The sequence below is a fragment of the Exiguobacterium sp. SH5S4 genome (genome assembly GCF_004337045.1).
Lineage (GTDB): Bacteria > Bacillota > Bacilli > Exiguobacteriales > Exiguobacteriaceae > Exiguobacterium > Exiguobacterium aurantiacum_A.
Map to the genome: position 1 here is coordinate 52,769 of NZ_SJUQ01000013.1, position 21,375 is coordinate 74,143.

Here is a 21,375-nt window from a genome sequence, read left to right on the forward strand (position 1 = left end):
CCTTCCTCATCCGATACCCGCGACGGGGGAAGGGAAATCTGACGGAATTACGAACTTATGTTCGTCATATCTGTCACAGGGGTGGCCAAGAGGTTTATGTACGGGCGATTCATCTCCCACCTACGCTGGGCCTCGCCCCAGACGCTTAGAGGTGGGAGAATTCTCGCTTAATTATGTTAAAGATCAACTTGTTGTGGCGGTTGGCCTTTTTTATTCATCACACGCATCGATTGCGGTGAGATTTTTAAAATGACGAGTTTTGGATCATCCGGGCCGTCGAACCAGCCCTCAAGTTTTTCGTTCCACACTTTTTCTTTCATCGACTCGTCATCAGACACCGACGTCTCTCCTAAAATCTCGAGATACGTGTCGCCGACCCCGTCCCCGTCGTAGCCGATCAAGACGTGCGTGTACGGATTGTTCTTCAACTCATCGACTTTATCCGTATCTTTCGAGGTTGCCGTATAGAGTGTCAGACCGTCATGGAAAAACGTCATGTATCGGCTGTGCGGCTTCCCTTTATATACCGTGGCCATCGTTCCGACGTTGCTTGCATCTAGAATTTGTTGTGCCGTTGTTTTAGCATCCATTTAAAAAGCCCCCTTATCATAGTCACTCGTATAATCATTCCCTTGCGGCATTTGATTAAACACGAAGACACGAAAAAACCTGCTCGCCGAAGCGAGCAGGTTATAAAATTCCTTAGAAAGGAAGATTAGATTTTTTCAACGTTAGAAGCTTGTGGGCCACGAGCTCCGTCAGTGATTTCGAAAGTTACTGCTTGGCCTTCTTCAAGTGTCTTGAAGCCGTCGCCTTGGATTGCTGAGAAGTGTACGAATACGTCGTCTCCGCCTTCCATTTCGATGAAGCCGTAACCTTTTTCTGAGTTAAACCATTTTACTTTACCTGTGTTCATAATGAACCCTCCTGAAATAAACGCTGTGCGTTCTAGTAGTGCCTTACTAGAAAAAACTGACCAAAAAAAAGCACAAAACTTGTTGGATTATCTTTCATGAAAAATAATCCCAAGCGATTGTGAATTATGTTTCCAGCTATTCTTAATTAAGCACATATGTAATATACCATGGATAAATGCTTCTGTCTACTAAATACTTCGGTTTGCTAAAAATAATTTCAAAACGGGTACATCACATGTAGTGAACGTTAGGAGGACGACTCATATGATGAATCAAATTGACCGCACGCATATCGCTGCCACTATCGCCCGCTACGCGGCCTGGTCGACAGATGAGCTATTGACGGAGACGCTCGCTTGGCATCAAGCGACGCGACACGACCATTATCCTGACCAATCGAAGTCGTACCGCTCCCACTTGCCGATGACGGAACGGATCACACCGGTGACGAGTGCACTCCCGCTCGAGGTCGTCGACGATCTCGTCCGGCCCGTCTGGATGCGTCGTCTCGACGCGGAACATTTGAATTTACTGCAGACGACACGCCATCACGTCGACGTGACCGATTACGGGGCCGTCGGGGACGGCAAGACGGACTGCACGCTCGCATTCCGGCTCGCGCTTCGGTCGAACCGCCACGTCCACGTGCCGGCCGGTGTCTATATCGTCCGTGGCGTCCGGATCCCCTCGAACTGCGTGCTCGAAGGTGCGGGACAGCAGGACACGGTATTACGCTTGGCCGACGGCACACCGAAGCATCGCCGGCTGCTGCGAAATGCGACACCGTTTTATGGGAACCATCACATCGAGGTCGCCCATCTGACGCTCGACTGGAACGTCGAGCGCCTTGGCGACGTCGATCGGACGTCGAGTGGAGACACGGCTTCGAGCGCGTTGACGTTCGCCCACGTCAAATTCGCCTGGGTCCATCACGTCACCGCCAAAGGTGCCGGACTGCACGCGTTCGATATCACCGCCCCTCACTACCATTACCTCGGGGACGGATCGCGTGCCAAAAAAGGCAGCCGCTACATCTGGCTCGATCGCTGCGAGGCGACGAACTATGGGGACGACGGCATCACGACGCATCATAGCGACGCCATCTACATCACGAACTGCTACTGTCATCACCCGCACGGACGTACGCACGCCCACGGCTTCTCCAATTCAAACGGCATCGAGGTCGATGACGGTTCGCGTCACGTCGTGCTCGTCAACAATATGACGGAAGGTTGTTTTGGAGGAGTCGAGGTGAAAGCCCACGGTACGTCCTCGGCCGCCCATGACGTCCATATTTTTGGGCACGTCTCGTATCGTGATAATCGGTCCTTCAATTTTCGCCACATCGGACACCACTTGGCCGACGATCCCGAGTCGAAGACGGCGCGGTTCATCTCGGGAACGAATTTACTATCGATTGAACCGGTACGCTCGAAGCTATACGCCAAGTCATCGCCCCGTAGCCTCGTCGTATCGGCGTATCAAGACGTATTGATCCATGGCTTTACGGCCATCGGTGACCCGTCCTATGATTATACAGGACATCCAGCGCTCGCCGTCCAGTATAAGTCTCGGAACGTTCAATTAAAACGAATTGCCACAAGCGGGTTCGTTTCCAGCCGCGCCGACATCGAACTGTTCGGCGGCGACAACCGGACCGATCACGTCACAATCGAAGATGTCACGTGCCGGAATTCGGCCCCGATCTCTGTAAAGATCGGCGGACAGCTCGCTAACGTCGTGCTAAAACACATCGAAGGCGAACAAAAAAGTGGAGATGTCCTCATCTCCACGAGTAGCCCGGTCGAAGCGCACGACTTATTCGCTTATGGTTTCTCAGATCGGGTGCGAAGTGACGCTTGAGCCGACTCGACGAGCTCATTCAACCGTGCTTCGTCCAAATTGAGCGAACTGACCGTCTGTTTGGCCATCATCCGGACGATGGCTTTGTCGAGGAAGCCCATCCGCTCAAAGTCATAGCCGCTACCGACGACTTCGACGAAGTAGGCGTGTGCTCGTAAATGTTCCCCGTACGCGCCTTCGAGCTCACGTTGCCGCTCCGCCGCGGTCGGCGTGCCGGCGCACAAGTACAATCCGAGCGGACGTTCAAGCAATTGGACTTCATTTTGCTTCAACCAGTCGGTCAGCTCGTCTTGGACTTTCCCCATCCGGATCGATCCCCCGACGATGACGTGGTCGACCGTTGCCCAATCGACGTCTGGCTCATCGACCAAGTTTTGAACGTGGACGTTTCCGGACAACCGTGCGGCCAAAAGATGGGCGACTTTCTCGCTCGTACCATATCGTGACGTATACGCAATCAACGTCTTCATCTCGTTTCCCCCTTTTAAGTCGGAATCTACTCTTCCTATTCCCGAATGCCTTGGAGAATACTATACGCCCGAAAAAAACTCGCCGCTTGGGCGAGTTTTTTGTCATAGTTTATACACTTGTGCCTCGTACGGACGAAGCGTGAACGGTTCGATTGGCTCCATGTTGCCGATGACACGGTCTTTGACGTCATACGGCAATGTCCGTTCTTGTGTTTCAGCAGAGAAGTTGCACAGCACGAGCCACGTCTCTCCTTCGAGCGCCCGCGTGAACGCGTAGACGGCTTCGTCTTCAGGGAGCAACAGCTCATACTTCCCGTAGACGACGACCGGATTCTGTTTCCGCAGCGCGATCAACTGACGGTAGTAATGGAAGAGTGAATTCGGATCAAGACGTGCCGCTTCCGCGTTCACGTCAACGTAGTTCGGATTGACATCGATCCACGGCGTACCGGTCGTGAACCCACCTTGCGCGTCAGCCGACCATTGGACCGGCGTCCGCGAATTGTCGCGTCCGCGGGCGTGGATGCCGCGGAAGATCTCCTCGTGCGTCAACAAATCGTTCGATGTGTAATCGCGATACGCGTTGAGCGTCTCGATGTCACGGTACTTGTCGATCGAGTCGAACGCGACGTTCGTCATGCCGAACTCTTCGCCCTGATAAATGTACGGCGTCCCTTTCAACATGTGCAGGAGTGTCGCAAGCATCTTGCCAGAGACGACCCGGTACTCATCCGAATCGTTGCCGAATCGCGAAATCGCCCGCGGTTGGTCGTGGTTGCTCCAATACAGGCTGTTCCACCCCTCTTCCTCGAGTCCTTCTTGCCAACGCGAGAAGATCGTCTTCAGCTCCGTCAGCTTCCAGTCGGTCGGATTCCACTTCCCAAAGCTACCGTTGCCGACGTCGACGTGCTCGAAATGGAACACCATGTTGAGCTCGTCACGGTCTTCACCAGTGTAGAGCTTCGCCTCGTCGACGCTGACACCCGGCATCTCCCCGACCGTGATCGTATCGTACTTCGACAACACTTCACGATTCATCTCTTGCATGAACTCATGGATGCGCGGCCCGTTGAAGAAGAACGGCGTTCCGTCTCCGTAGCCCGTCCCGCGCGTCTTCCCGTCCGGATAGCTTTGGTCTTTCGAGATCATATTGATGACGTCCATCCGGAAACCGTCGACGCCTTTGTCGAGCCAGTAAGCCATCAAATCGTACACTTCGCGGCGCAGCGTCTCCGACTCCCAGTTCAAGTCGGGCTGTTTCTTACTGAACAAGTGCAGATAATATTCGTCGCTCGCTTCATCGTACGCCCACGCGCTGCCGCCAAAGAAAGCCCCCCAGTTCGTCGGCGGCTGACCGTTCTCGCCTTTTTTCCAAATGTAGTAGTCGCGGTACGGGCTGTCTTTCGAAGACCGAGACTCCATGAACCATTGGTGCTCATCGGAAGAATGGTTGACGACGAGGTCCATCATGATCTTGATGCCGTGACGGTGCGCCTCTTCGAGCATCGCATCGAAATCGTCCATCGTCCCGAACTCATCCATAATCGCACGGTAGTCGCGGATGTCATAGCCGTTGTCATCGTTCGGCGAATCGTACACCGGTGACAACCAGATGACGTCGATCCCGAGTTCAGCCAAATAGGACATCTTTTCCGTGATGCCCGGGATGTCCCCGATTCCGTCCCCGTTCGAGTCGTTAAAGCTGCGCGGATAAATCTGATAGACGACCGCTTCTTTCCACCATTGTTTCATAAAAGTCTCCTCCTCATCATCGGTTCAAATCTGACGTCATCATCGTACCTTGTCCCGCCGCCTGTGCCTATCCATGATATGATTAAGATATGCACAATCTTGCTATTATAAAGGAGTAATTCGATGGAAATCGGCTTTTGTGGCTATTCGTATCACACAGCAGCATATACTTTTCCGTTCGCCAACCGGTTGGACACGTACTTGATCCGCTTGCAGACTGAAGGGTCGGCCCGAATCCTCGTCAACGGGGAGACATACGTCGCGCACCCCGGCGATCTGTTGCTCGTCAAACCGGGTGACTACTATGAGTTGAATATCGATACCCCGGCGAGTGGCGACTATCATTTGTTCTGCGCTGGTCCGACGCTCGACGCCTGGTGGTCGACGACTACCCGCTCACAGCTCACCACGATCTCGATTGACCCTCGCCTCCTGTCGCTTTGGCAACACGTCACGGAAGAGGCACGACGACCGACCGATGAACAGAGCACAGCGTTGATCGAGAAGTTGACCGAGGCGCTTCTGCTCATGCTCGATCGGTCGATGCGAGACGTCCGGACGAATGTACGTCCCCCGGTCGTGTCTCGCATGATGCGTTATATAGAAGGAAACGTCACCGCCGACTTCAAAATTGACGACGTCGCCGCTGCCGTCGGCTTGAGCGTGTCGCGGACCATGCACCTCTTTAAGGAAGTGACCGGGATGACGATCATCGAGTACGCGCACACGATCCGGCTTCAGCTCGCCGAAGAGCAAATGCGGTATACACAACACTCGCTCGAACGGATCGCCGAGCTGTCCGGGTTTCGAACGTATCCCTATTTCCACCGGATTTTTAAACGGAAATATGGCGTCGCACCAGGGGTGTACCGCACACTTCAACAAAAAAACGAAAAAAAATAATCAAAAAGTGATCCATTTTTTGAATCGCTCCGTTAGATGGGTGTAAACAACGACAACCACTCACAAAAAAGGAGCGATTGAACATGAAGAAAAAAACAATGAACAAATTTGTTGCACCGGCACTGGCACTGGGGTTACTCGTACCATTGAACGCACAGGCAGCTGACCACTCTCCAACAGCGAGCACACCAGCTGGAGACCTTCGTGCCACGCTCGACCAATTACTATCTGAGCATTATGTCTTAGCCGTCACATCGATGATGAAAGCTTACGACGGGGCACCTGATGCCGAAGTCGTAGTGAAAGCACTCGATCAAAACGCGCTTGACATGACGCCAGCCATCGCCTCAATCTACGGTGATGCAGGCGCGGCTCAGTTCGAAGACATCTTCGCCGGCCATAACGACTACTCGCCTGACTTCGTCGAAGCTGCCAAGTCAGACGACAAAGAACTTCGTGCCGAGGCTGAAGCCGAAGTCGATGAGTTCGTCGAAGAGTTCTCGACATTCCTCGATGCTGCGACAGAAGGCAACTTACCGAAAGAAGCAGCCGCTGACGTCCTTGAACTTCACGAAGACCAAGTTCTCTCGGTGTTTGATAACTACGTCGCCGGTGACTACGAGTCGGCTTACATGACATACCGTGAAGGCTACAAGCTCATGTTCGACATCAGTAAAGCCCTCTCAGGAGCAATCGTCACGCAAATGCCTGACAAGTTCCCGACACCTGCTGACACGCCAGCTGTAGAGCTTCGTTCGACATTGAACAGCCTCGCCGGTGAACACTTTGCCCTCGCTGCGATCGGCATGCAAAAAGGCTACGACAAAGCGGAAGATTTCGACTACGTCAGCTGGGCTGAAGATCAAAACACGCTCGACTTTAAAGCAGCCATCGGTTCGGTCTACGGTGACGAAGGTGCGGCTCAGTTTGAAAAAGTATGGAACGGGAACCACATCACAGCACAAGGTGACATCGTCGCAGCAACACTTGAAGGCGACGAAGCTAAAATCGAAGAAGCACGCATGAAACTCGATCAGTTCGCTGTCGACTTCAGCACGTTCCTCGATGCAGCGACAGAAGGCAACTTGCCACAAGCGGCCGGTCAAGAAGCGATCATGCAACATGAGGCACTCGTGCTTCAAACGTTTGATCAATATGTAGCCGGTGACGCAGATGCAGCTTGGATGTCATTCCGTGAAGGATACGCGTTCATGTTCGGTGTTGGTGAAACACTTGGTAACGCGATCGTGACACAAATGCCTGACAAGTTCGCTGAAACGACAATGCCTGAAGCGATGCCTGAAACAGGTCTCGGTGGTGCACAAGCACAATCAATGAATACCCTTTACGCTGGCCTTGCTATACTTGGCGGAATCATGCTCGCCTTTGTCACGCTTCGCAACCGTAAACAATCTGTTCAATAATAAATAAGGAGAGAGCCCAATGAACAAGCGCCATTTGTTTTTGGCGCTCTCTCTATTTTGTTTCGGCTTCTGGTCGTGGACGAGCGCTCAAGAATCGTCATCACCACCTGTAGAAGAAAAACAAATAGAGGAGAGCCCAGATTTATCGGCTGAATTCTCACTTCTACAGGAAGAGGTGAAGAAACTTCGTTTAGCCGAGGAAGAGGAAAGCACTAAAGCCGTGACACCTGTCCAGATTCAAATCCCGAGCATCAATGTCGACACCGCGATCGAACAAGTCGGCGTGCTCGATAACGGACAGATGGGCGTACCCGTTGACGAGAATCAAGTCGGCTGGTTCGAACCCGGTGTCAAACCAGGCAGTAAAGGCAACGCCGTCGTCGCCGGACACGTTGATAGTAAGACGGGGCCCGCCGTCTTTTATGAACTCGATCAACTGAAGACAGGCGATGACGTGACGATTATCGACGAGAACGGCAACACGCTGCGATTTCGTGTCACAAAAACAGAGAGTTATGACACGAAAAATGCCCCGATCGACGAGATTTTTGGCGCCACGTCAAATCGCAACTTGAACTTGATCACGTGTTCCGGTACGTTCGGGGACGGCGGTTATGACCAACGTTTCGTCGTTTACACGGAGCTTGTCGATAGCGAGATCAAGTCGACAGTCGAACTCGACGCCCCGACGAACGTCACGTTAAGCGGTAACTTGCTCACATGGCACGCGGTCCGTGACGATGCCGTCATCGGCTACCGTGTCTATGAAGTCATCGACGGGAACGCGACACGTATCGAGAGCGTCCCGTCACACGCCCGGAAGAGCGTTGAAGTCACGAACGGGCAGGCAACGTATTACGTGACGGCGATCGACCGGCTTGGAAATGAGTCGAAGCCGTCTCAGACAGCGAAGTAGACACGAAACGCCCTTGGATAAAAAATCTAAGGGCATTTTTTCTGTTTTCCATATATAGTGAATGTAGCAAAAAATGCATAGATTTAGGATAAGGAGTTTCAAGTCATGAGGACTCGACTTTCACAACCATTCGCAAATCAGTTAAAGAGAAGAATTCGCACCATTTGGGGTGTGAACGATTCGTATTATTGGTACCCTCTTTCCACTTCTCCTCGACTCGATGTGATTGCATTCGACAGCGATTATATTGAAGATGTTGATCAAAAAATCGAAGAAATCCGCCAATGGGTATGGGACCAAGGGACGGAGCTTATATTTGAACTGCATGAGGACCGTACACTATGGCAAATCGACACCGCTTCATTAGATCCTTGTTATGAAGGTCGTTATTTAGAACGCTATTGGTTTGACCAAAAAATGAACTGGATCATTTATGCGTCCCACGAAAGTACAATTAGCTTTGGTGGGCATGGATTGATCACATCACTCCAGTCCTACTGGTCGGATTGGCAGGAGCATCTGTCCGTTTTAGACAATCGATTTTTTGAGTAATGAACTTCACAAAAAAAGACGCACCCATTTTTGATCAATGAGTGCGCCGTACTTACACAAAGCAAGGAATCTGCGGGTTGAACGTCTTGTTGTTCTCCGTCATGACCTGCTTTTTAATTTTGCCTTCTCCGAGATAGACGATACGGTCGGCGAGCGCTTCCGCGTCTTCCTCGTCGTGCGTGACAAAGATCGTCGTCGTGCCCGTCTGTTTGAGGAGACGGCGCAAGTCGTCGCGGATCCGGTGTTGGAGCGACGTGTCCAAGTTACTGAACGGCTCGTCTAAGATCAAGAGAGACGGCTTCGGTGCGAGCGCACGCGCGAGCGCGACACGCTGCTGCTGACCGCCGCTCAGCTCATACGGATAGCGATGTCGGAACTCAGATAAGTTCACGAGCGTGAGCATCTCCTCGACCCGTTCGTTCCGCTCCTTCCGGCTGAGCTTATGGAGGCCGAAGCGGATGTTCTTCTCAACGGTCATGTGCGGGAAGAGCGCATAGTCTTGAAACACCATGCCGACGCCGCGTTGTTCGGGCGGCATAAACTGGCAGTCGTCACAACAGACGCAATCGTTGACGACGACGACGCCTTGATTTGGCATCTCGAGACCGGCGATCAGGCGCAAGATCGTACTTTTCCCCGAACCGCTGTCGCCGAGGAGGGATACGATTTCGCCTTTCGTGATCGAGAGCGAGAACCCTTTGATCGTCTCTGCTTGCGCACCTTTATAGCTGAAGTGTAAATCGTTGATTTGAACAAACATTAGTCGGCCTCCTTATCAAGCACCTTATGGAACACAAAGATTAACAATCCGCTCATGAGAACGATGACGATCGACGCGAGCGCCGCTTCGTGAATCTTCTCATCACTGACATATTTGAACGCCTGCGTCGCAAGCGTCGAGAAGTTGAACGGCTGCAAGAACAGCGTGAGCGGCAACTCTTTCATAATATCGATGAAGACGAGGATGAACGCGCTCATGATCGCCCCTTTGATCATCGGGATATCGACCCGGAAGAACGTCTGCACCGTGCCCCAACCGAGCATACGTGACGCTTCCGTGAACGACTTCCCGACTTTCTCGAATCCGCTCTCGATCGAGTTGTAACCGATGGCGAGGAAACGGATGACGTAGGCGAAGATGAGCATGATGAGCGTCGTCCGGAACACGAACGTCTGTCCGACATCGAGCGCGAGCGCTGCTTTTAGCACCCATTCGTCTAATAGTAAGAACAACGTGATGACAGCGATGGCGATGGCCGCTCCCGGGATCGAGTAGCCGAGCGTCGTCACTTTCGAGATGACGCGCGTCATGTTCGATGGGAACAGCCGCGTATAGTTGGCGATGATGAGTGCGAATACGAGAATGATGATTGTCGCGATAAAGGCGACGCTCACCGTGTTCCAGACGAGGCGGAAAAATTCAGCCGTGAACACTTGCTCGAACGTCAAGAACGTCCAAGCGACGAGTTGGATGAACGGGATCGCAAAAGCGATACCGAAGATCGTCGCCACGTAACCGAACACGGCGTAGCGGTGCCAGCCGTTCAACGGTCTTGGCTTGAGCGGCTTCACTTTTGTCGTCGCATAGCTGAACTGCTTGCGGCCTCGGACGAGTCGTTCCGCCATCAAGATGGCGATGACGATGATCATGAGCGTGCCGGCAAGTTTTAACGCTGAAGACGTGTCTTTCATACCGAACCACGTGCTGAAGATGGCCGTACTGAACGTCTGGATCCCGAAGTATTTGACGACGCCGTAGTCGTTCAACACTTCCATCAAGACGAGACTGACGCCACCGATGATGGCGACGCGCGAGATCGGGATGACGACGGTGAAAAAGATATCCCACGACCCGCGTCCGAGGATGCGGGCGTTCTCGATCATCGACGATGACTGGTTGTGTAGGAACGCGCGTGTGATCGTATAAATGTACGGATATAAGAACAACGTGAAGATGAAGATCGTCCCTTGGATCGTCATGATATTGAAGTACGTCTGATCCACGGTGATGCCAAACTCGTTGCGCAGCGTCGTCTGGATGACGCCGGTGTAGTTCAAGATGCCATGATACGTGTAAGCACCGATATACGGCGGTATTGCGAGCGGCAAGATGAGCGCCCATTTGAAGAATCGCCGTAACGGGAAGTCATACACCGTGACGAACCAAGCGAGGCTCGTTCCGATGATGGTCGTCAAGAAACCGGTCACGAGCATGATGAACAACGTGTTCCTCACGTACGTCGGCAGCAGATATTCGCGGATGTGTTGCCAATTGTCATTGACCGGTGCGAACAGTTCTACTAAGACAACGATTCCTGGCAGGACGATAAACGACAACGCGATAAAGCTCAGGATGGACCATCCATTCAGTTGTCGTTTGATTGCATACCAGTTCATGTCTTACAGCTCCCGTTTCTTTCATTTACTTCCTGTCCCATCATATCAGTTTCATCGTCCCGGTCATACCTTTAGACTGTCAGGAAACGCAAAAACCTTCGGCCTGAACATGCGTTCAAGCCGAAGTCGTCTTATTTCCAACCAGCTTCGTTGAAGATGCGGATGGCTTCTTGCTGATTTTCACCGAGAACAGATAGGTTGATATCTTGTTCTTTGAACTCACCCCATGATTTGAGGAGCTCGTTCGGCTCGACTGATTCGTTGACCGGGTACTCGTAGTTGGCGCTTGCGAACTGCTCTTGCGCTGACGGGTCAGACATGAACTCCATGAGTTTCTTCGCGTTGTCAGAGTTCTTTGCCGCTTTCGTCATCGCGATTCCAGAGATGTTGACGTGCGTACCTGTCGTGTCTTGGTTCGGGAAGAAGATACCGAGCGCTTCAGCGACTTTCTTCTCTTCCGCGTCTTCTGAGTTCAACATGAGACCCATGTAGTATGTGTTCATGATGGCCACATCACCTTCACCGGCGACGACGGCTTTCGCTTGATCACGATCGTTCCCTTGTGGGTCACGTGCCATGTTGTTGACAAGACCTTCTGCCCATTCTTTCGCTTGGTCGACACCGTTCACTTCGATGAATGACGCGAGGAGCGAGATGTTGTACATGTTTTCAGATGGACGAACGAGCACTTTCCCATTCCACTGTTCTTCCGTGAGCGCTTCGTACGTCGACAAGTCTTCCGGCTTCACGCGATCTTTCGCGTAGACAATGACACGTGCACGCTTCGTGAGACCGAACCATTCCTTGTCCGTGTCACGGTATTTTTCTGGGATGTTCGACTCAAGCACATCGCTATCGACCGCTTGAAGATGCCCTGCTTCTTTTGCCTGGTGCAAGTTCCCGGCGTCAGCAGTAATGAAGAGATCCGCTTCCGTGTTCTCACCTTCTGTGTTCAAACGTTCGAGAAGTTCATCACCTTTTCCTTCGACGACGTTGACTTTCACGCCCGTCTCTTCTTCGAACTGTTTGTAGAGCTCTTTGTCGACATCGTAATGACGGCTCGAGTAGACGTTGACGACTTTTGATTCTTCTGCCGTCTCATTGTCCCCCGTAGTAGTCGTCTCTTCAGTGCTCGCGCAAGCCGCAAGCAGTGATGTCGTAAGTGCTGCTGAAAGTCCAAGTGCCATGTACTTTTTGTTCATTTGTAATTCCCCCACGTTTTAGTCTCTTTGTTGGTAATGATAATTACTCTCAATCACTATAATCAATGATAATCATTCTCATGTCAACCTTTTTTTGAAAATGTTGACATTGCTTATGTATTTATAACTTAACAGTTTTGACGATATCATTTCTTGACTTCAAAATGATGGGGCGCCTATAGTTGAAATGAAAAGACCGTCTGGTCGGTACAGAAAGGAGTGACGCAATGACAAACCGATCAACTATCACGAAACAAAAACTGTTAGATGCCGCAACCGAGATCATCATGGAGCACGGTGTGCACCAACTGACATTAGATGAAGTCGCGAAGACCGCTGGTGTCTCAAAAGGTGGCCTGTTATATCATTATCCGTCGAAAGAAGCGCTTTTGACCGCCATCGTCGAACGGCTTCAAACCGAACAAAACGATTTATACGAATCACTTCAGGCTGACGGCCACGGTCCGGTCGAGGCGTTCGTCCGCTTATTCGATGAGACGAAACTCTATCCGGAACGCTCACCGATTCATATCGATGCCGAGAAGATGATCGCCTTCTTGACGTTATTCGCCGTCGATCAAGCGTACGCCGACCGTTGGAAGCACGATATCGACACGTTCTTCGCCGGATTTCAACAGACGAGCGATCCCGTCGAGACGATGATCATCCGCTACGCCCTTGAAGGGATGATGATGTCCGAACACTTCAATGTCGGCGTCCCCCCTACCGCTTTAAAACAAGACATTATCGCTCGACTCATCGAGCGCGCCCGACACATCGATTCGGGAAACTAGACTAATTATTAGAGGAGAAATGAACCCCATGCAAAAGATCACGACCTTCTCCGTCAACAACAAGTTTGCCGTTTGGTTGATGACGATCATCTTAACGGCCGCCGGAATCTTTGCCGGCCTGACGATGAAACTAGAGACACTGCCTGACATCACGACACCGACCGTCTCGGTGACGACGATTTATCCCGGTGCTTCCCCTGAACAAGTGCTCAACGAAGTGAGCTCCGTGCTCGAAGATCGCTTGAAGAGTTTGAACGGTGTCGAACAAGTCCGTTCGTCTTCGTTCCAAAACGCTTCGAACATTCAAATCGATTATGATTTCAGCACGGATATGGAAGCGGCTGAACAACAGGTCAAAGATGCACTCAGCAACGTCGAGCTGCCAGAGTCCGTCCAAGACCCGCAAGTGTCACGCCTCAGCTTCGACGCTTTCCCGGTCGTCGGGGCAGCCGTTTCAGATGAAAGCCTCGATTTGGCTGAGTTGACAAAACTTGTCGAAGACGAGCTCCAACCGGCCCTTGAAGGTGTCGAAGGTGCCCAGCTCGTCCAAATCGCCGGTCAAGAAGTCCGTCGCGTCGAGCTTCGCTTCGACGAGGCCGCACTTGCTGAATACAACTTGACAGAAGATGCGGTCAAACAGTTGATTCAAGCAAACGATGCCCGCATCGCGCTCGGCTTGTACGAGCTCGGGGATACGGAACAGGCCGTCGTCATCGACGGGAAGTCGGAGACGCTCGAAGCGTTCCGTGACCTGCAAATCCCCTACTCACCAGCTCCAGCTGCTGAACCGACTGTCCCAGGGGCGCCAAGCGGATTCCCGGCTGGCGAGACACCTGAATCGCCAAGCGAAGTCCCAGGCACAGTCCCACCTGCGAATGTGCCGACAACAGTCCCGACCGTCGCTTTAAGCGAACTCGCGACAATCGAAGACCGCGGCATCGAAGAATCGATCTCGCGGTCGAACGGAGAACGTTCGATCGGGATTCAAGTGACGAAGACACAAGACGCGAACACCGTCGACGTCGTCAACGCCGTCAAAACGATTTTAGACGACTTTGAGGCCGAATATGATACGGCGAACGTCTCAATCACACTCGACCAAGGTCAGCCGATTGAAGCATCGGTCGAGACGATGGTATCGAAGGCGTTACTCGGCGGACTATTCGCCATTTTGATCATCTTAGTGTTCCTTCGTAACTTCCGTTCGACGATTATTGCTGTCATCTCGATTCCGCTATCGCTCTTGATGGCGCTCATCGTCTTGAAGCAACTCGATATCACGCTCAACATCATGACGCTCGGGGCGATGACCGTCGCGATTGGACGCGTCGTCGATGACTCGATTGTCGTCATCGAAAACATTTATCGTCGACTCACTCGTCCGAACGAACCGTTACGCGGCAAAGCGTTGATCATCGCCGCGACGAAAGAAGTGTTCGTCCCGATCGCGTCATCAACAATCGTGACGATCGCCGTCTTCTTGCCGCTCGGTTTCGTGACCGGCTTCGTCGGCGAACTGTTCTTGCCGTTCGCCTTGACCGTCGTCTTCGCCTTGCTCGCTTCGCTCCTCGTCGCGATCACGGTCGTACCGATGATGGCCGATTCGTTCTTTAAAAACCGTGACAAGCTGAAGCCGGAAGAAGGACCCGGTAAACTTGCCGAATGGTACCGCGGTGTGCTCAACTGGTCACTCAACCATAAGCTCGTCGTCTTCGGACTCGCGACACTTCTCTTGATCGGCAGTTTCGCCCTCGTCCCAGCCATCGGGGTCAACTTCTTGAACCAAGGTTCGGATAAGACGCTGTTCGTCACGTTCGACCCGGAACCGGGACAGACGCTTGACGACTCGATCGCGGCTGCTGAGATCGCCGAGACATACTTTATGGAAGACCAGCCGAACGCGACCGACGTCCAGTTCACGGTCGGTGGCGAAAACCCGCTCAACCCGGGGAATAACAAGCAAGGGATCTTCATCGTCCAGTACGACCCGGACACAGAAGACTTTGCCGACGTCAAATTGGCAGACATCGAACAATTGAACGAACTTGCCTCAGGCGGAGAATGGAAAGAACAAAACTTCGCCGGCGGTGCCGGAACGAGCGGTGTGACGTATAACGTCTACGCTAACTCGCTCGAAGATCTTGAAGCGATTGTCCCGACATTCATCGAGACGATCGAAGAAGAGACGGACTACGTCCGCCAAGCGACGTCTGATCTTCGTGAGTCATACGTCCAGTACACGTTCAACGTCGATCAACAAGCAGCAGCTGAAGCTGGCGTCTCGGCCGCTCAACTCGCTCAAACGATCGGTCAGTTCCAAGCACAAGCGAGTCCGCTCGCCAGTGTGACGATCGATGACAAACAGCTCGACGTCATCATCCCGACGGAACAAGTCACGTATGACAGCATTGAAGACTTGCAAGCGCAAGAAGTGACGACGCCGTTCGGACCGCGCCCAATCTCAGACTTCACCGAAGTCGAAGAAGGCACGACGCCGGACACACTCGTCCAGCGCGACGGCAAGCTCCTTGCTACCGTCAGCGTCGAACTTAGCACGGACAAGGCGACGGAAGCGTCGGCCGCCATCGAAGAACGTGTCTCTGACATCGATCTCCCGACTGGCGTCTCGTATGACGTCGGCGGTGTGACAGAACAGATTCAAGAATCGTTCACGCAGCTCGGCCTCGCGATGCTCGCAGCCATCGCCATCGTCTACTTGGTGCTCGTCGTCACGTTCGGCGGTGCCATCACCCCGTTCGTCGTATTGTTCTCGCTCCCTTACGCGATCATCGGCGGACTCGTCGCCCTCTTGATCACGGGAGAAACGATTTCCGTATCTGCTTTGATCGGTGCGCTCATGTTGATCGGGATCGTCGTCACAAACGCGATCGTCTTGATCGACCGCGTCATTCATAAAGAAGAAGCCGGTCTATCGACGCGTGAAGCGTTGCTTGAAGCAGCCGGTACGCGACTTCGTCCGATTCTCATGACGGCGCTCGCGACAATCGGTGCCTTATCACCACTCGCCCTCGGACTCGAAGGCGGCGCACTCATCTCGAAAGGTCTCGGTGTCACCGTCATCGGCGGACTCACAAGTTCGACGTTACTGACGTTGCTCATCGTCCCAATCGTCTATGAGTTCTTCGCTCGATTCCGCAAGAAACAACAAGCATAATTCAAAAAGAGATTTGACCGAGAGCCGGTCAAATCTCTTTTTGTTGTGTTCAGTAACATTGCATGATCATTTCGGTCTCCTCGAATCGTTGGGCCTGAAGCGCCTCTGTCGGAATCAAAAAGTAAAGAATCCCGACATCGCCGAACATGATATCGAGCTCTTCTGACGAATCCATTTGGAAGAGCAGGAACGGCCGCTTGAAGCGGTCACCATATGTGTCCTGAGCCTCTTCGAACACATCATTTTGAATTGCGTTCGGATGACCGCCGATTGCGTGAAATTCCTCATCGTCAATCAGCTCTTCGAACGCCTCGAACTGATCGTCATTCAATAGATGGGCGAGCACATCAACGTTCGGTGCGTATGATTCATCAAACGAGACCGCCCGTTCGTTCAGCGCCTCCCCGACTTTGACACGTTCAAGGTCTGTGTCTTCCGTGTACACAACACGCCAAAGATGACGTTCGTCCTTGTCGCCCCACGGTTGTTCTTCCATATCGTAAAAGAAAGACAACAATCCTTTTTTTGGAAGCGCCTCGACCGACTCACAGCCGGCAAAGTCGCTTAAGCGAAATTGCGCCAAAAACGTCAAGTTCTCTCCAGGATGGTCCGACCCGATCGGTAAATCTGGATAACCGCCAAATTTCGAGTGGCCGATTGCAACCTCTTCTCGTGTCGTTCGAGGCACCATACTCAAATTGATTCGTTGTTGGAACGCGTTCAAGACGTCTGCCCCATCTTTGATTTGATGTTCTTGAATGAACCGTTCGACTGCCGTTTGTTCCATAAATACACCTCATTTGTTAGTAGTGAGCTCATTATACCACCCCGAACATATGTACCCATTATCTTTTTTGTCATAGCCTCCATCTTGACCTAGATGATAAAGTTTGAGAGAATTCATACGTTTTGAATGTATATGCGAAAGGATGAATCACATGCAACGTCTTATCAAATGGATTATCGGCCTTTCGCTCTTATTTGGCTTGAGCGCGCTCGGGAATTGGATCGTCGCCGTGCTCGCTTTAAAAGTGCCAGGGAGCGTCATCGGCATGGTCCTGTTACTGCTCTTATTGATGACCAGGATCATCCGCGTCGAATGGATCGAAGATAGCGCCGGCTTCTTGACGAAGCACCTCGCCTTTTTCTTCATCCCGATCGCGGTCGGGCTCATGTCGTATAGCTCGCTTTTAAAGGCGGAAGGCGTTCCGCTCTTCCTCGCCTTGATCATTAGCATGACGATCGGCCTCGTCGTGACGGCACTCGTTTCCGGAAAACACGGTGAGGCGTCATGACCGTCTTCTGGATATTGATTACCATTGCCGTCTATATGTTGAGCCGGAAGCTGTCATTCAAATGGGCGTCCCCGTTCACGAACGTCGTCTTTTTGAGCACGCTCACGCTCATCTTGTTATTGCTCGGCTCTGGACAGACGTACGACACGTATGCGCCGGCGAAAGATGCGATCACGACACTGCTCGGGCCGGCGACAGTGGCGCTCGGCTTGCCGCTCTATCGCAACTTGCCGATCCTGCTCGCTCGGGCTAAACGAGCGCTCGGTGCCATCGTGTTCGGGACGTTATCAACGATTTTCGTCGCTGTCGGTCTCGGGACCGCACTCAAGTTGACGGATCACGTCTTGCTCGCCTTGTCCGTCAAATCGGTGACCTCGCCGATTGCGCTCGAGCTGGCACGACAGTTACAAGGTGACGCCGCGCTCGCCGCTTCGGTCGCCGTCGCCTGCGGCATCCTTGGCGCCATGCTCGGCCCAGTGATTCTATCTATGTTCAACGTGACCGACCCGTTCACGCGCGGACTCGCCCTCGGGACGATCAGCCACGGCATCGGGACAGCCCAAGCCGCGACCGAACATCCGCTCTCAGGCGCGACCGGTGGTGCCGCAATGGGACTGACCGCCATCTTCACGTCGTTTTTGTTGCCGTTGTTGCTCCCTATCCTTTTCTAATGCCAATCGTTCAAAATATTTCATAATATGTGACATCTCATATTATAAGTGAACTACTCACCACTTATTTGCTTCGCAACTTGAAGTGGGAGCTTCTTGGGAAGACCGTGCTTTGACTAGCCACGGTTGTGGACCAAGCTCGTCGGGCAGTCCCTGCCCTGGAGTGTTTCAGTCGGCGAGACCCAACAGGTTGAGGCTCGCGTTGACGTCGCGGTCATGGTGCGTGCCGCATACGGCGCATGTCCACTCGCGGACGTGCAGGTCCTTCTTGCCGCCGTTCTCGCCACAGGCCGAACAGACCTGGGTCGAGGCGAACCACGGGTCGGCCTGGATCAGTGTGCGGCCGTGGAACCTGCATTTGTAGGCGAGCTGGCGGACGAACTCGCCCCACCCGGCGTCCCCGATCGACTTTGCCAGGCGGCGGTCCTGCATCATCTCCCTCGGTTTCAGCGTCTCGACGACGACGACTTGGTTCTCGTCGACGATGCGTCGTGACAGCTTGTGGAGGAAGTCATGTCGGCGGTTCCGTACCTTTTCATGCTTTTTGGCCAACAGGAGCCGCGCCTTCTCGCGGTTCCGGCTGCCGGGCTTCTTGCGGGAGAGAGCGCGCTGCGCCCGTTTGAGCCGCGCCTCGGCCTCGCGCAGGTTGCGCGGGTTCGGGATCTTCTCCGTGACGAGCGCGTCGTTCGTCATGACGGCGAAGTGCCCGAGGCCGAGGTCGATCCCGATCTTGTGCTCGGCCGGGACCCACGGCTCGTCGGGCTGCTCGACGAGGAGCGACACGAAGAACTTGCCCGTCTTCGTCATCGACACGGTCGCCGACCGGATCTCGCCGTCGAAGATTCGGTGCTGTGTGAAGCGGATGAATCCGACCTTCGGGAGCCGGACATGGCCCCCTTCGATGCGGATCGTGCCGTGCTGGTTGTTCGTCGTGTAGGACGCGCGCGCCTTCCGTTTCGACTTGAACACCGGGAAGCCGGCCGTCCCGGCGAAGAACTTCGCGAACGCCGCGTCGAGGTGAAGCTTCGCGTTCGCGAGCGCGAGGCTGTCCGCCTCGCAGAGGAACGGGAACAGCGGCTTGTAGGAGGCCGGCGTCGGCGGCTTCCGCTTCGGCCCGCCGTTCGCCTTCGCCTCCTCGTGGAGGGCGATGCGGTCCTCGAGCAGCTTGTTGTAGACGAACCGGGCGCAGCCGATCGTCCTGACCAGGAACTCGGCCTGTGCCGCCGTCGGATAGAGCCGGTATTTATAGCCCTTCAGCATGTCTGTCCCTCCTTCACACCCGGCGTCAGGATGATTCTCTTCCCATTCCGATACCCGCGGCGGGGGAAGGGAAATCTGACGGAATCAAGAACTTATGTTCGTAATTATGTCACAGGGGTGCCCAAGAGGTTTATGTACGGGCGATTCATCTCCCACCTACGTTGGGCCTCGCCCCAGACGCTTAGAGGTGGGAGAATTCTCGCTTAATGATGTTAAAGAAGACGGTTGCTTTCTTTTTTGAAAAGGAGGAAGGACAATGAAACGTGTACAAGGTGGAGTCGCGCTTGTGACGGGCGGTGCCGCTTAAACGCATCGGAAAGCCGGCCGACGTCTCGAACCTCGTCTTGTTCCTCGCCTCAGATGAGTCGAGTTACTTCACGGGCGCCGAGTTCGTCATCAACGGCGAGGTCATCATCCAGTAAACGATGGACAGGCGCTTCGGTCGCCTGTCCATTTTTCAAACAATTTTGATACTTCTCCAAACGGTTCCCGTGCTACACTAAAACGGATGAGAAACGATATGGGGAGGTATTTTTATGCAAGCAAAATTGATTGAACGCTTGATGACGTATGCCAAGATTGACACGCAATCTGACTTTACGAGTGAGACGACGCCGTCGACGGCGAAACAATGGGATTTGATCCGCCATCTCGAGGCCGAACTGAAGGCGATTGGGCTCGAAGACGTCGAGACCGACGAATACGGCTACTTGTTCGCGACGTTGCCGAGTAACGTCGACCATGACGTGCCGACGATCGGGCTGCTCGCTCACGTCGATACGGCGACCGATTTTACCGGCACAAACGTCAATCCGCAACTCGTTGAACATTATGCGGGTGGCGATATCGTCTTGAACGAGGCACTCAATGTTATCTTGTCACCGCGTGACTTCCCCGAACTTGATGATTACGTCGGCCATACGCTCATGACGACGGACGGAACGACGCTGCTCGGTGCCGATGATAAGGCCGGCATGGCGGAAATCGTCACGGCGGTCGAATACTTACTGGCGCATCCGGAAATCCCACACGGACCGGTCCGGATTGCGTTCACACCGGACGAAGAAATCGGGCGCGGACCCCACAAGTTCGACGTCGCCCGCTTCAACGCCGACTTTGCCTACACGATGGACGGCGGTCCGCTTGGCGAACTTCAGTATGAAAGTTTCAACGCTGCCGGAGCGACCGTCACGTTCCACGGCACGAACGTCCACCCGGGTAGCGCCAAGAACAAGATGGTCAACTCGATGAAACTGGCGATGGCGTTCCATAACCGCCTTCCGGCCGACGAGGCACCGGAACATACGAGCCATTATGAAGGATTCTTCCACTTGAACGGATTCTCGGGTGATGTCGAGACGACAGTTCTCCAATACATCATCCGCGACCACGACCGGACGAAGTTCGAAGCCCGGAAAGTCTTGCTCGAGAAACTTGTCGCCGAATGGAAACAAAAATACGGCGAGGCACGCGTCGACTTGAAGATGGACGACCAGTACTACAACATGGCCGAGAAGATCGAGCCGGTCAAACACATCGTCGACACCGTCGCCGACGTCATGCGCGAGCTCGGGATCGAACCGGTGATCGAACCGATCCGCGGCGGGACCGATGGCTCGCAACTGTCGTATATGGGTCTCCCGACGCCAAACATCTTCACTGGCGGCGAGAACTATCACGGCAAGTTCGAGTACGTCTCCGTCAACAATATGGAAAAAGCGACACACGTCATTATCCAGACGCTCCGCACGTTCGCCGAACGCGCGCGAGCATAACACATGCGC

At 53.4% G+C, this 21,375-nt stretch carries 19 protein-coding genes and 1 pseudogene; 11 read left to right on the forward strand and 9 right to left on the reverse strand.

The window, feature by feature from the left end:
- Window positions 1–176 precede the first annotated feature (176 nt).
- Both EVJ32_RS08815 and EVJ32_RS08820 read right to left on the reverse strand, forming a co-directional pair.
- Window positions 177–590 (reverse strand): pyridoxamine 5'-phosphate oxidase family protein, encoded by a 414-nt coding sequence (locus tag EVJ32_RS08815; protein ID WP_070328358.1) that lies wholly within the window; start codon window positions 588–590, stop codon window positions 177–179.
- A gap of 125 nt (window positions 591–715) precedes the next feature.
- A complete protein-coding gene (locus EVJ32_RS08820; protein WP_016507985.1) occupies window positions 716–916 on the reverse strand; it encodes a cold-shock protein in 201 nt (66 codons plus the stop codon).
- A gap of 265 nt (window positions 917–1,181) precedes the next feature.
- Between EVJ32_RS08820 and EVJ32_RS08825 the strand changes: the two genes are divergently transcribed.
- Window positions 1,182–2,780 (forward strand): glycoside hydrolase family 55 protein, encoded by a 1,599-nt coding sequence (locus EVJ32_RS08825; RefSeq protein WP_131457932.1) that lies wholly within the window; start codon window positions 1,182–1,184, stop codon window positions 2,778–2,780.
- Here the strand turns inward: EVJ32_RS08825 and EVJ32_RS08830 are convergent.
- Together EVJ32_RS08830 and EVJ32_RS08835 are read right to left on the reverse strand one after the other, a co-directional pair.
- Window positions 2,744–3,250, reverse strand: a complete 507-nt coding sequence (locus EVJ32_RS08830; protein WP_131457933.1) for a flavodoxin domain-containing protein — start codon at window positions 3,248–3,250, stop codon at window positions 2,744–2,746. The genes EVJ32_RS08825 and EVJ32_RS08830 overlap by 37 nt on opposite strands.
- Window positions 3,251–3,352: 102 nt before the next feature.
- Window positions 3,353–5,002 carry a glycoside hydrolase family 13 protein gene (locus EVJ32_RS08835; RefSeq protein WP_131457934.1) on the reverse strand — a complete coding sequence of 550 codons (1,650 nt, stop codon included), beginning with the start codon at window positions 5,000–5,002 and terminating at the stop codon, window positions 3,353–3,355.
- A 123-nt stretch (window positions 5,003–5,125) separates the two neighbouring features.
- On the opposite strand from EVJ32_RS08835, the gene EVJ32_RS08840 reads away from it, so the two are divergent.
- From EVJ32_RS08840 to EVJ32_RS08855, 4 genes are all read left to right on the forward strand, one after another.
- Window positions 5,126–5,905 carry a helix-turn-helix domain-containing protein gene (locus EVJ32_RS08840; protein WP_131457935.1) on the forward strand — a complete coding sequence of 260 codons (780 nt, stop codon included), beginning with the start codon at window positions 5,126–5,128 and terminating at the stop codon, window positions 5,903–5,905.
- A gap of 83 nt (window positions 5,906–5,988) precedes the next feature.
- On the forward strand, window positions 5,989–7,329 hold the full coding sequence (locus EVJ32_RS08845) for a globin family protein (RefSeq protein ID WP_131457936.1): 1,341 nt from the start codon (window positions 5,989–5,991) through the stop codon (window positions 7,327–7,329).
- A 19-nt stretch (window positions 7,330–7,348) separates the two neighbouring features.
- Window positions 7,349–8,245 (forward strand): class F sortase, encoded by an 897-nt coding sequence (locus tag EVJ32_RS08850; RefSeq protein ID WP_131457937.1) that lies wholly within the window; start codon window positions 7,349–7,351, stop codon window positions 8,243–8,245.
- A 105-nt stretch (window positions 8,246–8,350) separates the two neighbouring features.
- Window positions 8,351–8,797, forward strand: a complete 447-nt coding sequence (locus EVJ32_RS08855; RefSeq protein WP_131457938.1) for a hypothetical protein — start codon at window positions 8,351–8,353, stop codon at window positions 8,795–8,797.
- Window positions 8,798–8,849: 52 nt separating this feature from the next.
- Here EVJ32_RS08855 and EVJ32_RS08860 read toward each other — a convergent pair whose 3' ends face one another.
- The 3 genes from EVJ32_RS08860 to EVJ32_RS08870 all read right to left on the reverse strand — a co-directional run bounded on the left by EVJ32_RS08860 (window position 8,850) and on the right by EVJ32_RS08870 (window position 12,396).
- The gene (locus EVJ32_RS08860) at window positions 8,850–9,557 is read right to left on the reverse strand and encodes an ABC transporter ATP-binding protein (RefSeq protein WP_131457939.1); all 708 of its coding nucleotides are present in this window, start codon (window positions 9,555–9,557) and stop codon (window positions 8,850–8,852) included.
- Window positions 9,557–11,194, reverse strand: coding sequence for an ABC transporter permease (locus tag EVJ32_RS08865; protein WP_131457940.1), 1,638 nt, complete (start codon window positions 11,192–11,194; stop codon window positions 9,557–9,559). The genes EVJ32_RS08860 and EVJ32_RS08865 overlap by 1 nt, the downstream gene beginning before the upstream one ends.
- A 131-nt stretch (window positions 11,195–11,325) precedes the next feature.
- Window positions 11,326–12,396 (reverse strand): Fe(3+) ABC transporter substrate-binding protein, encoded by a 1,071-nt coding sequence (locus tag EVJ32_RS08870; RefSeq protein WP_131457941.1) that lies wholly within the window; start codon window positions 12,394–12,396, stop codon window positions 11,326–11,328.
- A 227-nt stretch (window positions 12,397–12,623) separates the two neighbouring features.
- Here EVJ32_RS08870 and EVJ32_RS08875 point away from each other — a divergent pair, with 227 nt between their 5' ends.
- Window positions 12,624–13,190: a TetR/AcrR family transcriptional regulator gene (locus EVJ32_RS08875; protein WP_131457942.1), complete on the forward strand. Its 567-nt coding sequence runs from the start codon at window positions 12,624–12,626 to the stop codon at window positions 13,188–13,190.
- A 28-nt stretch (window positions 13,191–13,218) separates the two neighbouring features.
- A complete protein-coding gene (locus EVJ32_RS08880; RefSeq protein ID WP_131457943.1) occupies window positions 13,219–16,365 on the forward strand; it encodes an efflux RND transporter permease subunit in 3,147 nt (1,048 codons plus the stop codon).
- A gap of 49 nt (window positions 16,366–16,414) precedes the next feature.
- Here the strand turns inward: EVJ32_RS08880 and EVJ32_RS08885 are convergent, their stop codons facing one another.
- On the reverse strand, window positions 16,415–17,152 hold the full coding sequence (locus EVJ32_RS08885; protein WP_131457944.1) for a YwqG family protein: 738 nt from the start codon (window positions 17,150–17,152) through the stop codon (window positions 16,415–16,417).
- Window positions 17,153–17,303: 151 nt separating this feature from the next.
- Between EVJ32_RS08885 and EVJ32_RS08890 the strand changes: the two genes are divergently transcribed.
- Window positions 17,304–17,660 carry a CidA/LrgA family protein gene (locus EVJ32_RS08890; RefSeq protein WP_131457945.1) on the forward strand — a complete coding sequence of 119 codons (357 nt, stop codon included), beginning with the start codon at window positions 17,304–17,306 and terminating at the stop codon, window positions 17,658–17,660.
- Window positions 17,657–18,331 carry an LrgB family protein gene (locus EVJ32_RS08895; RefSeq protein ID WP_131457946.1) on the forward strand — a complete coding sequence of 225 codons (675 nt, stop codon included), beginning with the start codon at window positions 17,657–17,659 and terminating at the stop codon, window positions 18,329–18,331. Before EVJ32_RS08890 ends, EVJ32_RS08895 begins: the two co-directional genes overlap by 4 nt.
- Window positions 18,332–18,499: 168 nt before the next feature.
- Here EVJ32_RS08895 and EVJ32_RS08900 read toward each other — a convergent pair whose 3' ends face one another.
- Window positions 18,500–19,591 carry an RNA-guided endonuclease TnpB family protein gene (locus EVJ32_RS08900; protein ID WP_131457947.1) on the reverse strand — a complete coding sequence of 364 codons (1,092 nt, stop codon included), beginning with the start codon at window positions 19,589–19,591 and terminating at the stop codon, window positions 18,500–18,502.
- Between the two features lie 296 nt (window positions 19,592–19,887).
- Between EVJ32_RS08900 and EVJ32_RS08905 the strand changes: the two are divergent.
- Both EVJ32_RS08905 and pepT read left to right on the forward strand, forming a co-directional pair.
- Window positions 19,888–20,013: pseudogene (locus EVJ32_RS08905) on the forward strand (SDR family oxidoreductase); the annotation flags it as partial.
- A gap of 114 nt (window positions 20,014–20,127) precedes the next feature.
- Entirely contained in the window at window positions 20,128–21,366 is a 1,239-nt protein-coding gene (pepT, locus tag EVJ32_RS08910; RefSeq protein ID WP_131457948.1) for a peptidase T, read from the forward strand.
- Window positions 21,367–21,375: the final 9 nt, after the last annotated feature.

Excerpts from the sequence above, each read along its gene's own strand:
- EVJ32_RS08815 (WP_070328358.1), bottom strand. The coding sequence starts at position 590 with ATGGATGCTAAAACAACGGCACAACAAATTCTAGATGCAAGCAACGTC.
- EVJ32_RS08820 (WP_016507985.1), bottom strand. The coding sequence starts at position 916 with ATGAACACAGGTAAAGTAAAATGGTTTAACTCAGAAAAAGGTTACGGC.
- EVJ32_RS08825 (WP_131457932.1), top strand. The coding sequence starts at position 1,182 with ATGATGAATCAAATTGACCGCACGCATATCGCTGCCACTATCGCCCGC.
- EVJ32_RS08830 (WP_131457933.1), bottom strand. The coding sequence starts at position 3,250 with ATGAAGACGTTGATTGCGTATACGTCACGATATGGTACGAGCGAGAAA.
- EVJ32_RS08835 (WP_131457934.1), bottom strand. The coding sequence starts at position 5,002 with ATGAAACAATGGTGGAAAGAAGCGGTCGTCTATCAGATTTATCCGCGC.
- EVJ32_RS08840 (WP_131457935.1), top strand. The coding sequence starts at position 5,126 with ATGGAAATCGGCTTTTGTGGCTATTCGTATCACACAGCAGCATATACT.
- EVJ32_RS08845 (WP_131457936.1), top strand. The coding sequence starts at position 5,989 with ATGAAGAAAAAAACAATGAACAAATTTGTTGCACCGGCACTGGCACTG.
- EVJ32_RS08850 (WP_131457937.1), top strand. The coding sequence starts at position 7,349 with ATGAACAAGCGCCATTTGTTTTTGGCGCTCTCTCTATTTTGTTTCGGC.
- EVJ32_RS08855 (WP_131457938.1), top strand. The coding sequence starts at position 8,351 with ATGAGGACTCGACTTTCACAACCATTCGCAAATCAGTTAAAGAGAAGA.
- EVJ32_RS08860 (WP_131457939.1), bottom strand. The coding sequence starts at position 9,557 with ATGTTTGTTCAAATCAACGATTTACACTTCAGCTATAAAGGTGCGCAA.
- EVJ32_RS08865 (WP_131457940.1), bottom strand. The coding sequence starts at position 11,194 with ATGAACTGGTATGCAATCAAACGACAACTGAATGGATGGTCCATCCTG.
- EVJ32_RS08870 (WP_131457941.1), bottom strand. The coding sequence starts at position 12,396 with ATGAACAAAAAGTACATGGCACTTGGACTTTCAGCAGCACTTACGACA.
- EVJ32_RS08875 (WP_131457942.1), top strand. The coding sequence starts at position 12,624 with ATGACAAACCGATCAACTATCACGAAACAAAAACTGTTAGATGCCGCA.
- EVJ32_RS08880 (WP_131457943.1), top strand. The coding sequence starts at position 13,219 with ATGCAAAAGATCACGACCTTCTCCGTCAACAACAAGTTTGCCGTTTGG.
- EVJ32_RS08885 (WP_131457944.1), bottom strand. The coding sequence starts at position 17,152 with ATGGAACAAACGGCAGTCGAACGGTTCATTCAAGAACATCAAATCAAA.
- EVJ32_RS08890 (WP_131457945.1), top strand. The coding sequence starts at position 17,304 with ATGCAACGTCTTATCAAATGGATTATCGGCCTTTCGCTCTTATTTGGC.
- EVJ32_RS08895 (WP_131457946.1), top strand. The coding sequence starts at position 17,657 with ATGACCGTCTTCTGGATATTGATTACCATTGCCGTCTATATGTTGAGC.
- EVJ32_RS08900 (WP_131457947.1), bottom strand. The coding sequence starts at position 19,591 with ATGCTGAAGGGCTATAAATACCGGCTCTATCCGACGGCGGCACAGGCC.
- pepT (WP_131457948.1), top strand. The coding sequence starts at position 20,128 with ATGCAAGCAAAATTGATTGAACGCTTGATGACGTATGCCAAGATTGAC.